General features: G+C 66.3%; 11 protein-coding genes and 1 tRNA gene. 4 read left to right on the forward strand and 8 right to left on the reverse strand.

The features are described from left to right. Positions 1-61: 61 nt before the first annotated feature. The 4 genes from AC1PPK_RS01840 (at position 62) to AC1PPK_RS01855 (ending at position 2,358) form a co-directional block, all read left to right on the forward strand. Positions 62-1,012, forward strand: coding sequence for a hypothetical protein (locus AC1PPK_RS01840; protein ID WP_481116146.1), 951 nt, complete (start codon positions 62-64; stop codon positions 1,010-1,012). 125 nt (positions 1,013-1,137) lie between these two features. Further along, entirely contained in the window at positions 1,138-1,473 is a 336-nt protein-coding gene (locus AC1PPK_RS01845; RefSeq protein ID WP_481116147.1) for a VapC50 family PIN domain-containing toxin, read from the forward strand. Continuing rightward, positions 1,470-1,781: a DUF5710 domain-containing protein gene (locus tag AC1PPK_RS01850; RefSeq protein ID WP_481116148.1), complete on the forward strand. Its 312-nt coding sequence runs from the start codon at positions 1,470-1,472 to the stop codon at positions 1,779-1,781. The genes AC1PPK_RS01845 and AC1PPK_RS01850 overlap by 4 nt, the downstream gene beginning before the upstream one ends. Positions 1,782-1,935: 154 nt before the next feature. Beyond that, positions 1,936-2,358, forward strand: coding sequence for a bacteriohemerythrin (locus AC1PPK_RS01855; protein WP_481116149.1), 423 nt, complete (start codon positions 1,936-1,938; stop codon positions 2,356-2,358). A gap of 72 nt (positions 2,359-2,430) precedes the next feature. Here the strand turns inward: AC1PPK_RS01855 and AC1PPK_RS01860 are convergent, their stop codons facing one another. The 8 genes from AC1PPK_RS01860 to AC1PPK_RS01895 form a co-directional block, all read right to left on the reverse strand. Then, positions 2,431-3,027, reverse strand: a complete 597-nt coding sequence (locus AC1PPK_RS01860; RefSeq protein WP_481116150.1) for a hypothetical protein — start codon at positions 3,025-3,027, stop codon at positions 2,431-2,433. Positions 3,028-3,157: 130 nt separating this feature from the next. After that, positions 3,158-4,132, reverse strand: a complete 975-nt coding sequence (locus AC1PPK_RS01865) for an efflux RND transporter periplasmic adaptor subunit (RefSeq protein ID WP_481116151.1) — start codon at positions 4,130-4,132, stop codon at positions 3,158-3,160. Positions 4,133-4,352: 220 nt separating this feature from the next. Further along, entirely contained in the window at positions 4,353-5,843 is a 1,491-nt protein-coding gene (locus AC1PPK_RS01870) for an efflux transporter outer membrane subunit (protein ID WP_481116152.1), read from the reverse strand. A gap of 162 nt (positions 5,844-6,005) precedes the next feature. Continuing rightward, the gene (locus tag AC1PPK_RS01875) at positions 6,006-6,674 is read right to left on the reverse strand and encodes an RluA family pseudouridine synthase (RefSeq protein ID WP_481116153.1); all 669 of its coding nucleotides are present in this window, start codon (positions 6,672-6,674) and stop codon (positions 6,006-6,008) included. Then, positions 6,665-8,848, reverse strand: coding sequence for a UvrD-helicase domain-containing protein (locus AC1PPK_RS01880; RefSeq protein WP_481116154.1), 2,184 nt, complete (start codon positions 8,846-8,848; stop codon positions 6,665-6,667). The genes AC1PPK_RS01875 and AC1PPK_RS01880 overlap by 10 nt, the downstream gene beginning before the upstream one ends. Positions 8,849-8,932: 84 nt before the next feature. Continuing rightward, positions 8,933-9,009, reverse strand: a tRNA-Val gene (locus AC1PPK_RS01885). Between the two features lie 107 nt (positions 9,010-9,116). Further along, complete coding sequence (locus AC1PPK_RS01890) at positions 9,117-10,238, reverse strand: HD domain-containing phosphohydrolase (protein WP_481116155.1); 1,122 nt, start codon at positions 10,236-10,238, stop codon at positions 9,117-9,119. 66 nt (positions 10,239-10,304) lie between these two features. Further along, positions 10,305-13,049 carry a response regulator gene (locus tag AC1PPK_RS01895; RefSeq protein WP_481116156.1) on the reverse strand — a complete coding sequence of 915 codons (2,745 nt, stop codon included), beginning with the start codon at positions 13,047-13,049 and terminating at the stop codon, positions 10,305-10,307. Between the last annotated feature and the right edge of the window lie 6 nt (positions 13,050-13,055).

Genomic DNA, 13,055 nt, shown 5'->3' on the forward strand with positions numbered 1-13,055 from the left:
TCCGGAAGCACCTGCACCATCGGCTCCAGCTCCGGAAACGCCTGCTCCAGAAGCGCCATCGGTGACCGAATACATGGCCTTGCTGAGCGAAGCTGCCCAAAAGCAGGCGGAAGTGGAATCCCTCGTGAGCACCACCCCGTGCACGGCGTCATCGCAATGCAGCACCCTGGTTCTTCGCGCCCAGACCCGCCCCTGCCCCTTCACTCAGCGCTACGACTACTCCCTGGCCTCGACAACCGCAGCTGCGGCCCGTGCCGCTGCTGACGCATACAACAAGCTCTCTGTCCAGGCTGCCGCCATCGAGCCACCGAACAATCTCAGTGGCACCTGCTTCGAAATGGTGGATTTCACACCCCTGAGTTGTGTCGCCAATAAATGCGTGCGGCAGTTCGTATTCGACGGCCCTCCCGCCGGTCCACCACCGGAGGGAATCTGGGTTTCGGGAACTCTGCAGCTCTTTGTCTCCGTGGCAGACGTCGTCTGGGCCGTTGACACGGCTGCGGCCACGCCGACGCTCTACACAGGTCCCTTGGCGCGACAGGGGACGAATCTGACGGCAACGCTGAGTCAGATTGTCGGATCCAGCGAAACGAAATCAAGCCTGGTGGCGACAATTTCGAACACCCCGACCTCATCGATCCGCATCGAAAGACTCGACGGAATCACACACCTGCCTATGACGCTCGCCCCGGTCACGAGTTACTTCTCGCCCTCCACCCTAAGCCAGATCGCGGGCAACTACGACCTCAGCTCTGGGGAGCGAATCGTTGTCGACGCGAACGGCGGCGTTCGCAGCACGGAGCCGGGGTGTACGATCCAAGGAAGCATCGAGGCCCCCTGGACAGATCGCAATGTCTATTATCTTGGAATCACCTTTGGGCCGGCACCCTGCAAGACCCCCATGGCCTTCATCGAGGGAATCCTCGCACCACGTCCTGACGGCCAATTGTTTGCAGCAATCCGGCGCGTGGCCCCTGATGTTGCAGCCCTGAATATGGCCCGCGTGAATTGACCGTCACGCATCCAGGCTTTTGGGATCCAGAGAGTCGCCGCGGCACCTTGCGAGCACACGAACGGAATCGTTCAGCCAATCTGACAAATTTTCCAGGCGAGTTGATCGACCCATACGATATCGAAGTGATCGATCCAGATCGCTTCATCATCAATCACCGGGGGTTTGACCCGATTCACGCTATCGCAGCCGTCAATGCCATGCGCACCAGATGGAAGCGAACGGGGGCCTCGCCCTGGGATTTCGCCGCAGCCTTCGATCAGTCCGGCCTCTTTGCAATTGCCCAAGGGCTTCGAGAAGTAGCTGGAACGTCATTAGCGCCACGGAAATCGGACATGGCAAGGTCCGAGTCTGGTCATGTTCTGGCCTTCTGGCTGTCCGTAGCCGGGACGGAGGTCATGACGATTCGCCCGAGTCCTGTCAGACTGAGCAGCCCATCGCCACTACATGACGTGCAATGAGAACCAACCTGAAGGTGCCCTTCGCCGAGAAGGACGACGCCAAGCGCCTTGGCGCGCGCTGGGACCCGGCCAACAAGACTTGGTACGTGAAGGACGCCGAGGATTTGACCAGCTTCGCCCGCTGGCTCCCCGCGCCCGGGGAAGCCGCAGCCACGCCACCGACATCCCAGCCTGCCACCCGCAGCAGGCCCGCCACGGCGGCGGCCATGGTGAAGGTCGGGGCGCGCTACTTCGAGCTGGCCTGCGACTGCCTGCCGTGGGAAGGTTGCGCGACGTGTCGAGCCATTGTCGCCGCGAAGGATTGGTGAAACGACGCCGCCGCCGGCGGCTCTGAACGCTCAGTAACGCGTCCACGCCCAAATTGTCCATTTTCGGTACAAATCCATCTGCCCCGTGGATTTGTATCCCTGTATCCTCACGTGAAAGAATGAGACACACCAAAACAAAAGAGGGGACAAGCAAATGGAGATCGTCAGACCGGGATTGATCACCGGAAACCAGGTCATTGACCAGCAACACCAGGAGATATTGACCCTTGCCAAGGAGGCCATGAGTCGCTTCGACGAAAGCCGTGGCGGCAACTCGAGCGAGTTTCACACCCTGCTCAACAACCTCGCCACGCTGGCAGCCAGGCACTTCCAAACCGAGGAAGCTTTTCTGCGTCGGAATGGCTGCCCGACGCTGGAGGAGCATCAGAAGGAACACGCCGCTTTCAGCGAGCGGATCCTCGACCTGTTGATGAAGGCCATGGCCGGAAACCTGGACCGCGGCGGGCTATTGAGCGTCATGGAAGACTGGACGACCCATCATCTGCTGGTGTCGGATGCCGCCTGCAGCCCGTACCTGCAGGAGCGCAAGCGAAGCAGCTCCGCCCGCACCGAGTAAAGACGTATCCGGAAGCAGCCTCTGCAGGCACGCCGCTTCCGTGATCTGCGCAGCCCTGCCCGGGCAAACGACCTACATCAACACCGGCTCGATGCGTTCGCCGGTCGACTCCATGCGTGCGGCTACCTGGGCCTTGGACGGCGCGGGCTTCTTGCTGGTGTCTTTCGACTCCGCCGGAGACTTCATGCCGCGCCCCAGGCGCGCACCGAAAAAGCCGAACAAACCACCGAACACGCTGGCCACCAGCGAGCCGATGATCGGCACCGGCGAGGCCGGCAGGACGGCCGGAGTCACCGGTGCCGCATGGGCTCGTTTCAACTCGGAATGGGCCTGGCTGAGGCCGCTCAGCTGACGCCCCAGCTCCTCGACCCGGCCCTCCAGTTGCCGATTGGAGTTTTCCAGTTCGGTCATCCGCCGGATGACTTCCGGCGGAATCACCGGGGCCGGCGCCGGCGTACTCTTCCTGGCGACGGGCGGCGACGCCTTTTCCTTGTGCTCCTTGTGGAGAGCGAGCTTCACGGCAGCCTTCTTTGGTCCAGCCTTGGCGGTCTTGCTAGCCGAAGCACTCTTGGCTGCGGGAGCCGCGTGATGCGCGGTTTCATGCGGAGCGGCCTGGGCGCCAAGGGAAACGGCCAGCGCCAGGCCCGGAAGGAAGTGACGATAAAGCATGGACTTCTCGTGCAAACGTTAGATGCGGGCCGCCGGACCTGCCTGGAACAGGCCCCGAGCCACGAATGTGACGTCCATTCCCGTACAGAACGCGGGCGAACGCCGGAAGATTGGTTGCGAAGACGTGATTCTAAGCCTGATCATCGGACACCGGCTTGACCACATCGCCGACGTGGAGCTCACTCTGGGATTTGATCACGACGCGGCTGTGCTCATCGACCCCGGAGGTGATTTCAACCCAGTCGTCCCTGGTCCGGCCGAGGCCGACTTCGACCGCCTGGATTCTATTGTCCGCATCGACGACCAGTACCCGCGCGCTGCCTTTCTGGCGCTGCACCGCTGCAACCGGCACGGCGAGAACCTTGCGGCGGCCGAGCAGGATGCTGCCGGAGACGTTCAAACCGGCTTTGAGATCGGTATCCGCCGGCAGATCCACATAGACAAGGCCGTTGCGGCTCGTCAGGTCGATGGTCGGCGACACCAAGCGGATGCGCCCCTTCACGTCGGGCCCGAGGGGACTGTCGACGGTGACCTCCTGCCCGCGCGCCAGCTTGCCGAGCAACTCGCCCTTCACCTCGGCGCGCCATTCCAGGCGCCCCTGACGGATCAGGCGGAACAACTCGCTACCGGCCTGCACGATGGTGCCCTCGTTGGCGAAGCTGGCCGAGATCAGGCCATCGTCCGGCGCCAGCAGCGTCGCGTACTGCATGCGCAGTTGCTGGCGCCGCTCCTGCGCCCGTGCGGCATTCACGCGGGCCTCGGCGGTGTGTTTCTGGGTTTCGTAGAGCGTCAGCTCCTGCTGGCTGACGCCCCCCGACGGCGCCAGACGCTTGCCGCGCTCCAGCGTCGCCACCGCCTGGGCCAGCGTCGCCTCAGCCTCGGCCACCTGGGCCTTGGCCGCATCGATGTCGGTTTCCACCGTGGCCGTATCCAGGCGCGCCAGCACCTGCCCCTTCTTGACCTGGTCCCCGACATTGACCAGCACGCTGGACAGGCGCAGCCCGCCCACTTCGGCGCCGATGCGTGTCTCCTGCCACGGCATCACGTTGCCGCTGGCGTGGATCAGGTCGGGCCACACGGCGGACTTGGGATTCAGCCAGGACACCGCACGCGGCGGCGGAGGTGGGGGTGGTGTCTGAACCACCGGCGGCGCTGCAGGTGCTTTAACCGGCGGAGCAGGACTCGCGGGCTGAGGTGTAGCTACCGGCTCCGCACTCGAGAATGACGCGGAACCGAGCAGCAAAGCCAGCGGCGCGGCCAGAGCCAGCGCAGAGACCGTACATTTCTTCAGGAAAGATTGATTCGTGAAAGACAACATTGGAACCTCAATTCGGAGCCGGCGCGTCAGCCGCCGCGGTGCGGTGGGTCGGCTCGGCCGCGGACGCATAGTGCGCCCCGCCCCCGGTCGCCCGGTTCAGCGCGATCCACGCTTGCAGGCGTTCCTGCTGGACGCTCAGATAGGTTTGCTGGGCATTGAGCATGGAGCGCCGGGCATCCTCCAGCTCGAGCAGATTACTGGCCCCCTCGCGGAAGCGGACTTCGACGGATTCGAAGAAGCGCTGGTACTCGCTGCCGGATATGCGTGCATTTTCTGCTCTTTCATGGGCCGCCGCATACCGGGTAAGGCCATCTTCCATCTCCTGGATGGCCAGGCGGATCCGCGCCTTGTAGTCGGCCAGCGCCTCGTCGTAGCGGGACTTGGCCAGCTCCACCGCCGCCTTGCGCCGCCCGCCGTCGAAGATCGGCAAGCTAACCGAGGGCCCGAAGGACCAGGACCCGAAGGACACGCTGCCGGAGCCACCGCCCTTGTTCGTCGTGAAGCCAAAGTCCCCGTTAAGGGTAAGGCGCGGATAACGATCCGCCTCGGCCAGGCCGATGTCCGCCGACGCTGCCGCCAGGCTGCGCTCGGCGGAGCGGACGTCCGGCCGCTGCATCAACGCATCGCGGGGAATCGAAATATCGAAATGCTTGGGCACTGGCAGGCGCTCCAGCCCGGTCGGCTTGTCGGCCATCGCCAGCATCAGCTCCGGCCGCGGAATGCCGGTCAGGCGCGTCAGCTGGTTTTCCAGGCGCTCGCACTGGGCCCGCGTCGCCGCCAGCTGGGTGCGTGCCTCGGCCACCGACGCAGTGCTGCGGATGGCCTGATAGGGCGCGGTGAAGCCTTCCTTCACGCTGGCCTCGGTCAGCCGTGCAGTAGCCTCCCGCGAGGCTACGTCCTGCTCGCTGAGCGCCGCGTAGGACTGGCAGGCCCGGTAGCTCAGGTAAGCGTCCGCCACATCCGCGGCGAGGCTGACCCGCGCATCGGCCAGCGTCGCCGCCTGGGCTGCCTCCCGCGCCAGCGCCCCTTCCCGGCCGCGGCGCACGGCGCCGAACAGGTCGATCTCCCAAGAGGAATTCATCGACAGCCAGGACTGAGTGAAGCTCCTGCTGTTCGACGCGCCGGAGGCTTGCACGCCGCCGGAGCCATCTACTGTCGGCCCCGCCGCCGCATTGGCCTGCCCGGTCAGTGAGCGGGACTGATTGAGCTTGGCCATCGCCGCCTCCAGTGTCGGGCTGCCCGCAAAGGCCTTCTCGACCATATGGTCGAGCACCGGGTCGGACAGCTCCGCCCACCAGTTGACCGGCATGTCCTTCACCCCGGCGCCCTTCACGGACGCGGGCGCCGGCACGTCCGAGCGGGACGTCCATTTGCTCGGCACGTCCGCTGTCGACAGCTCTGGAGACATGTAATTGGGCCCTACCGCCGTACATCCGCCGAGCACGCACAAGCAGGCCAGCGAGGTCCAGCGAATGTCCTTCAGGGCTTGAAACAGCATGTTCTTGAACTTCTTACCTTCGACTGCGCCGGGGTCAGGGCCCGCTCGCCAATGCGCGGGAAAACTACCCCGCGCCAGACCGGCGAGAGTGCTAGCCCCCCCTCCCTGCTTCAAGTGAACTTTTGAAACAGCATGTGTCGGACTGGTGGGAGGGAAATGGGTTCAAAACGGCACCACGCTCTCGAAGCCCAGCGGCACGCGCCGCTGCGGGTGGATCAACGTAATGGCGGCGGCGTGCAGATGCAGGCGGCGGTGGCGCTCGGCGCTGTCCGGCGGCGCATAGAGGGGATCGCCGAGGATGGGATGGCCGAGGGACTGGAGATGCACGCGCAGCTGGTGGGTGCGCCCGGTGACCGGTTTCAGCTCGACTCGGGTGACGGCGTCCGGCCCGGCGCCACCGCGTTCGACGACCCGGTAGCGGGTCAGCGCGCGGCGGCCATGCTGCCGGTCGACGATCTGGTGCGGATTGCGCTGCGGGTCGGCGGCCAGCGGCAGGTCGATCTCGCCGGCGTCCGGCCCTATATGCCCATGCACCAGCGCTTCATAGCGCTTGCCGACGATGCGCTGCTCGAAGGCGAGGTTCATGCGGCGCTGCATCTCGGCACCGCGGGCCAGCAGGATCAATCCGGAGGTCGCCATGTCGAGGCGATGCAGCGGCAGCGCATCGGGAAATTTCGCCTGCACGCGGGCCACCAGGCAATCCTGCCGGTCCTCGCCGCGGGCCGGCATGGACAGCAGGCCGGACGGCTTGTCGGCGACGATCAGCGCGTCGTCGGCATGCACGATGACGACGACGAGCGGCGGCACCAGGTCCGCGTCCCTCAGTTCCATTGGCCGGTGGCCAGCTGGTGGCGGCCGCGCAGCACGGCCTTGTCGATGCGCATCGCCTTCACGTAACGGCTGACCCGCTCGGCCGCCTCCGGCACATAGAGGTGCAGCTCGTCGCGGGCGCGGGTGACCGCCACGTAGAAGCGGTTGCTCTCCTCCTGGGCATCGCTGCCGGCCAGCGGAAAGGCGCCTTCCTCCAGGAAGGGCAGCAGCACAGCCTCGAATTCCTGGCCCTTGGCCGCCTCGACGGAGCACAGCAGCACGGTGTCGGACTTGCGCAGGCGCTCCGCCTTGGTCTCCGCCTTGTGCAGCCAGCGGGCGAAATCGCGTAGCGGCAGGTTCTGGCGACGGGCCACGTCGATGAAGCCGTCGATGGAGCGGGCCACCAGCGCCGCCGTGGCCGGCGCCAGGAACAGCCGGCGGGCCACGCCCTTCAGGTCGAGCAGGCTCACCGTCTGTTCCAGCAGCGTCGCCACTGGGGTCTCTGGCGGCGCGGCGCGCAGCGTGGCCAGCGTGTGGCCGAGGCGTTCGCGGGCGCTGCGCTGGGCCGGGCTTTCATCGACGGTCTTCGCTTCCGCCTCGCGCAACTGCTGCAGCGCATTGGCCTCGTGGTGCTGGCCGCTGTGGCGCAAAGCCTTCAGCTTGTCGAGGAAACGGAACTCCTCCTGCAATTGCGCCTCGCCGGACTGGCCGGCGGCGCGCTTGTCGGCGCGGGTCTGGGGCTTCAGCAAGGTGCCGTCGAGGAAGGCCTCGAACAGCGAGGGCTGGGCGGCGGCGATCTTCAGCGCCTCGTCGTCCAGGCGTTCGGCGCCCCATTCGAACTGCTGCCATTGCAGCAGGGCCCGCAGCACCTGCAGGCGCTTGTCGACACCGGGGATGGACTCGTAGTCCTGCAGCGCGAAGGCGATGACGCCGCGCAGCATCAGCACCTCGGAGCGCAGCAGGTAGCTCGTCAGACCTTCCATACGCCAGCCGATGCCGGCCTCCAGCAACGCGTTCTCGATCGGGATCGACTGGTAGGGCGCGCGCAGGATCACCGCGCAGGCAGCCGGACGGCCGCCATTCTTCTTCCACGCGGCCAGATCCGCCGCCACCTGCGCGGCGACGGCCCGGTGGTCGACGCAGGGCTGCACGCGCAGCACCGTCTCGTGTTCGCGCCCGGAATCCACTGCCTTGTCCTTCAGCGCCGCAGTGGCCGCCGCCAGCGGCGGGCCGTAGCGGTAGCTGCGGGTCAGCGGCAGGCGCACGACGCCCGGCCAGCCCTGGCCGAAACGGGTGTGCAGGAAATCGGTGCCGGCGCCGGCCCAGCGGTGGATCACCTGGTCGAAGTCGCCGGCGCCGGTGAAGAAGGCCTTGCCGCGCATCAGCAGGGCTTCCAGCACCGCGTAGCTGGCCGGGTTCATGTCCTGCAGCTCGTCCACCACGACGATGCGGTAAGCGGGAAGATCAATCGGGCGATCGGTATCGCTCAGGCGGCGGGCCAGGTCATAGGTCGCGTCGAACTCGGCGCGCCAGCGCGGCACATCCTCAAGGCCCGAGCGCAGCGCCTCCAGCGCACCGTGCAGCAGAAAGGCGGCCAGCGGTACACCGAAGCGTTCGGCGCACTCCTCGACGCTTTCCTCCTCTTCTTCGTCGCCGCCTGGCGGCACCAGGCGCGCCTTGAGGCGGCGCGACAGCTCGAGGAATTCGAAGATCGGTTCGTTGTGCTCAGGCAGCCACAGCTCCCGCGGATGGCGCCGCGCCGCATTGTCGGCCTGCAGCCTTGCCGCCGCAATGCGCACCTGGGGCGCCAGGGCTTCCGGCGTATCGAGCCGCGGCGCCTCCGCCCCTTCGGCCTGCAACAGCACCTGACGGGCAAATGCATCGAAGCTCAGGCATTTGACGCGCCGCGCCGTGCGCTCGTCCACGCCGATGTCCACCAGGCGGGCCTGCAGCACCCGCGCCGCCTCTTCGGAAAAGGTGAGGGCCAGAATGCTCTCCGGCCACACCCCGCGGGTGATGGACTCGGCGATGCGCAGCGCCAGCGTGGTGGTCTTGGCCGCCCCGGCATTGGCCATGGCGATCACGTAGCGCGCGCGGCAGGTCTGGATCTCGCGCTGCTCAGCGGTGGGAACGATGCCGACGGGCACGAACTGGGGCGCGGAAGGCGGGCTCGGCGAAGTCGAAGTACGGGTCATGGCGGATCGTCGGCAGGGCCGTGGCGGAGACGGAACCGGACTGTAGCGGGACGCGTGTTCGGGGGAAAGCGGGACAGAAGAGAATGGTGCGTCCTGACGGAGTCGAACCGCCGACCTCCACGATGTCAACGTGGCGCTCTAACCAACTGAGCTAAGGACGCATACCCTGGCAGTGACTGCCTGTGCTTGGCGCTGACGGCCTTGCACTGGGGAAGGGCGCGCATTATAGCCGCTAAATGCTGCTTTGCAAGCATTCTGCCGAAAATTTTCAGCGACTGAACCCCGCGTCCTTGTGACTCAAGGCAATCTGCTCGAACTGATCGGCGACCCGCAGGAAGGCGTCCACCATGTCCGGATCGAACTGCCTGCCGCGCTCCCCGGCTATGATCGCGACAACCTTGGGATGCGGGAAGGCCGGCTTGTAGACCCGTCGCGAGATCAGTGCGTCATACACGTCGGCCACCGCCATCAGGCGTGCCGATAGCGGAATCTCCGCACCTTTGAGGCCCTGCGGATAGCCCTCGCCATCCCAACGCTCGTGGTGGCTGTAGGCGATCTCCAGCGCATAGTCGAGGTAGGAACGGTTGCCGGCGGTAGCACCGGTAATCGCCTTGGCAATGGCGTCACGCCCGTAGGCGCAGTGGCTCTGCATGATCAGCCGCTCCTCGGCATCCAGGCGCGCGGGCTTGAGCAGCACCGCGTCGGGAATCGCCACTTTGCCCACATCATGCAGCGCAGCCGATTTGGTGATCAACGCAATCGCCTCGTCGTCGAGGAGGGGCGCAAAGGCTGGATGGCCCTGCAGCGCCCGCGCCAGCACACCGACGTAGGCCTGGGTACGCAGGATGTGGTTGCCGGTTTCGTTGTCGCGCACCTCGGCCAGCGTGCACAGCGCGGTGATGATCGCGTCCTGGGCGTCGATCAATTGCTGGCCGCGGCGTACCACCTCGCGGGTGCGTTCAGCGACCAGTTCCTCCAGTTCCTCGTTGCGCCGCAGTAGTTGCCGGCTGGCATCCGCGAGAGCCAGATGATTGCGCACCCGCGCCAGCACCACCGGCGGCGAGAAGGGCTTGTGGATGAAGTCCTCGGCGCCGAGGGACAGGCCGTAAGCCTCGTCGGTATCGCTTTCGAGACTGGACAGGAACAGGATTGGTATATCGCGGGTCGCCGCGTCGGCCTTCAACTGGCGACACACCTCGAAGCCATCCACCTCCGGCATCATCACGTCGGTCAGCACCAGGTCGGCGCGGCCTCCGTCCTTGACGTAGTCGAGCAGGCCACGGCCGTCGGCAAAGGCATGCACCTCGAAACGTTCCTCGAGCATTTCTTCGAGCACCAGCAGGATGGCGGGCTGGTCATCGGCGATCAGGATGTGGCGCTTGTAGGGCATCACCGATTCTCACGAGGCACGGACACAATCAGCTTTTTTGCCAGTATACGCCCGACCCAGGCCCCATCAGCCTTGCGGCTGGCTGGATTCGGCAGCGCCGTGTGTCAAATACACGCCGATCTCGACTTGCAGGCGCTCCAGGCGCCGGGCCAGCGCGAGCGCCAGCTCCAGCGCTTGCGGATTACCGTCGCGTGCGGCCAGCTCCGTCTCCCTGGCCTGCTTGACGAGCGGGTCCAGCAGGATGCTGCCGGCCATGCCTTTCAGGCCGTGGGCGGCCTTGGCCAGCGCGACCAGATCCCGTGCCTCGACACACTGGCGCAGCCGCGCAGCATCGCCCGGCAATTCCTGCTGCACGGTACCGAGCAGCCTGGCAACAAAGGCCGGTTTGGCCTGGTAACGGGCTTCCAGCTTGCCGAAATCCGCCTCGCCGGCAGGCATTGCGACGTCAGGAGGCGGTTCGGACGGGGCCGGCGCGGCGAGCGGCAGCCACGCGGACAGGATCGTGTACAGCCGATCCGGCTCGACAGGCTTCGGCACATGGCCGTTCATACCGGCGGCGAGGCACTCTTCCCGGTCCTCTGCAAAGGCGTTGGCGGTCATCGCCAGGATCGGCAGGCTGCGCCCTGCCTCCAGCTGGCGAATGCGCCGGGCCGCTTCCAGCCCGTCCATTACCGGCATCTGGATGTCCATCAAGATCAGGTCGAAATGGGCACCGCTGGCCATACGCTCGACGGCCAGCGCACCGTTGTCGGCCACCTCGACCTGCAGTCCGACCTCTTCCAACAAATCCCGCGCCACCTGCTGGTTCACCACGTTGTCTTCCACGAGCAGGATGCGCGCCCCGGACTTGGCCGCGTCGAAGCCGGCGTCGACCGAAGCCTTCACGCCCTCTACTCCGCCGGCATGGGGCGTCAGGACCCGCGCCAGGGCCTCGGTCAGCTGCAGGCGCTGCACGGGCTTGGCGAGCACGCCGTCGAAATGCACCGCGGAGACCCCATCGGGCGGCAGTTCGGCACCGTAGGCGGTCACCATCAGGATCAGCAGCGGCGCCCCCAGCGGCAACTCACGGATCCGCGCGGCCACCTCGTAGCCGTCCATGCCGGGCATGCGCCAGTCGAGCAGGGCCACGCGGTAGGGCACGCCGGCACTGTCGGCGGCGGCGATCAGCTCCAACGCCTCGGGCCCCGAGGCCGCCGTATCGACCTGCAGGCCCAGGCTTTCGAGCAGCACCTGCAGCATCTCGCGGGCATCAGGCAGATCGTCCACCACCAGCACACGTTCGCCGGCAAAGTGCACCAGCCTCACGATGGCCTTACCGTCCCCCGGCTGCAGGTGGATCACGCACCAGAAGGTACTGCCTTCTCCCGGCGTGCTGTCCACGCCGACCTCGCCGCCCATCAGCACGGCCAAGCGCTTGACGATAGCCAGCCCGAGGCCGCTGCCGCCATAGCGGCGGGTCGTGCCGCTGCTGGCCTGCTCGAAGGCCTGGAACAGGCGTGGGCGCAGCTCCGCCGGTACGCCGACGCCGCTGTCCTGCACCTCCAGGCGCAGGCCGAGCAGCTCGCCGCGCCGCGACTGCAGGCGGGCGCGGAGCGCGATGCTGCCGTGCTCGGTGAACTTGACCGCATTGTTGGCGAAATTCAGCAGGATCTGCGCCACCCGCAGCGCGTCGCCGCGGAGCACTCGCGGGATGGCCGGGTCCACCTGGCAGACCACCTCGACACCCTTTTCCGCCGCACGGGCCCCGATCAGCGCGGCGGCGTTCTCGAAGATTGACTCCAGTTCGAAGTCCGCCGATTCCAGCTCGATCTTGCCGGCCTCGATCTTCGAGAAATCGAGGATGTCGTTGAGGATACCGAGCAGGTTCTGGGCTGAGTCGGCGATGGTGGCAAGCTGCTGCAGCTGACGCGGCTCCTGCACATGGCGCTGCAACAGGTGGGTGAGGCCGACGATGGCGTTCATCGGGGTGCGGATCTCGTGGCTCATCGTGGCCAGGAAGACGCTCTTGGCACGGCTTGCCGATTCTGCCGTCTCCTTGGCAGCGACCAGCTCGGCAGTCCGTTCGACGACCTGCTCCTCCAGGTGCTGGCGATGCTCGCGCAAGGCCTGCTCGACCTTCTCCCGCTCACCGATCTCGCCGAGCAGCTCCTCGTGATAGGCCTGCAGTTCCTCGCGCATCGCGGCGAAACTGGTCACCAGATCGCCCACCTCGTCGCGCCCCGCAGGCGGCAAGGCCACATCGACCCGGCGCTGGGCCAGCGCCTTGGCCGCCCTGGAGAGGCGCAACAGCGGGCGCAGCACGATGCCCTCCACCATCACACTCCACGTCAGACCCAGCAGGGCCACGCAGCCGGCCAGCATCAGGCTCAGCTGGCCATGCTGAGCATGGCGTTTGGCCAGCCAGCGGCTCAGGTCGATCTGCACCCGCAGGTGGCCGGCCGGCACACCCAGGTAAGCGATGTCCTTGTCCATCACCTGCATGGCCGGATGGGCGGTGATAGCCGGCGGCATACCGAGCATCGGCGGGTAGATCTGCCGACCACCTGCATCGCTCAGGCGGATCTCGTGCCAGTCTGGGTTCTTCTTCTGCAGCTCCCCCAGGTTCTCGGTAATGATGTCGAGCTGGTTGGCCAGCATCAGCGGGATCAGGCCCTCGATGACGCTGTCCAGGTGGTGATTGACCTCCTCCAGGTACTCGACGCGCTGGTCTTCCAGGTAGCGCGGGGTCCATACGAAGTTGAGGCCGGCCAGGATCACCACACTGCCGAGCAGCAACGGCAACAGCAGTTTCCAGCGCAGGGAACGGCTCACGGCGGC

Source organism: Zoogloea sp. JDB1 (assembly GCF_056724025.1).

Coding starts and splice junctions, on each gene's coding strand:
- AC1PPK_RS01850 (WP_481116148.1), top strand. CDS start 1,470: ATGAGAACCAACCTGAAGGTGCCCTTCGCCGAGAAGGACGACGCCAAG.
- AC1PPK_RS01855 (WP_481116149.1), top strand. CDS start 1,936: ATGGAGATCGTCAGACCGGGATTGATCACCGGAAACCAGGTCATTGAC.
- AC1PPK_RS01860 (WP_481116150.1), bottom strand. CDS start 3,027: ATGCTTTATCGTCACTTCCTTCCGGGCCTGGCGCTGGCCGTTTCCCTT.
- AC1PPK_RS01870 (WP_481116152.1), bottom strand. CDS start 5,843: ATGCTGTTTCAAGCCCTGAAGGACATTCGCTGGACCTCGCTGGCCTGC.
- AC1PPK_RS01875 (WP_481116153.1), bottom strand. CDS start 6,674: ATGGAACTGAGGGACGCGGACCTGGTGCCGCCGCTCGTCGTCGTCATC.
- AC1PPK_RS01880 (WP_481116154.1), bottom strand. CDS start 8,848: ATGACCCGTACTTCGACTTCGCCGAGCCCGCCTTCCGCGCCCCAGTTC.
- AC1PPK_RS01890 (WP_481116155.1), bottom strand. CDS start 10,238: ATGCCCTACAAGCGCCACATCCTGATCGCCGATGACCAGCCCGCCATC.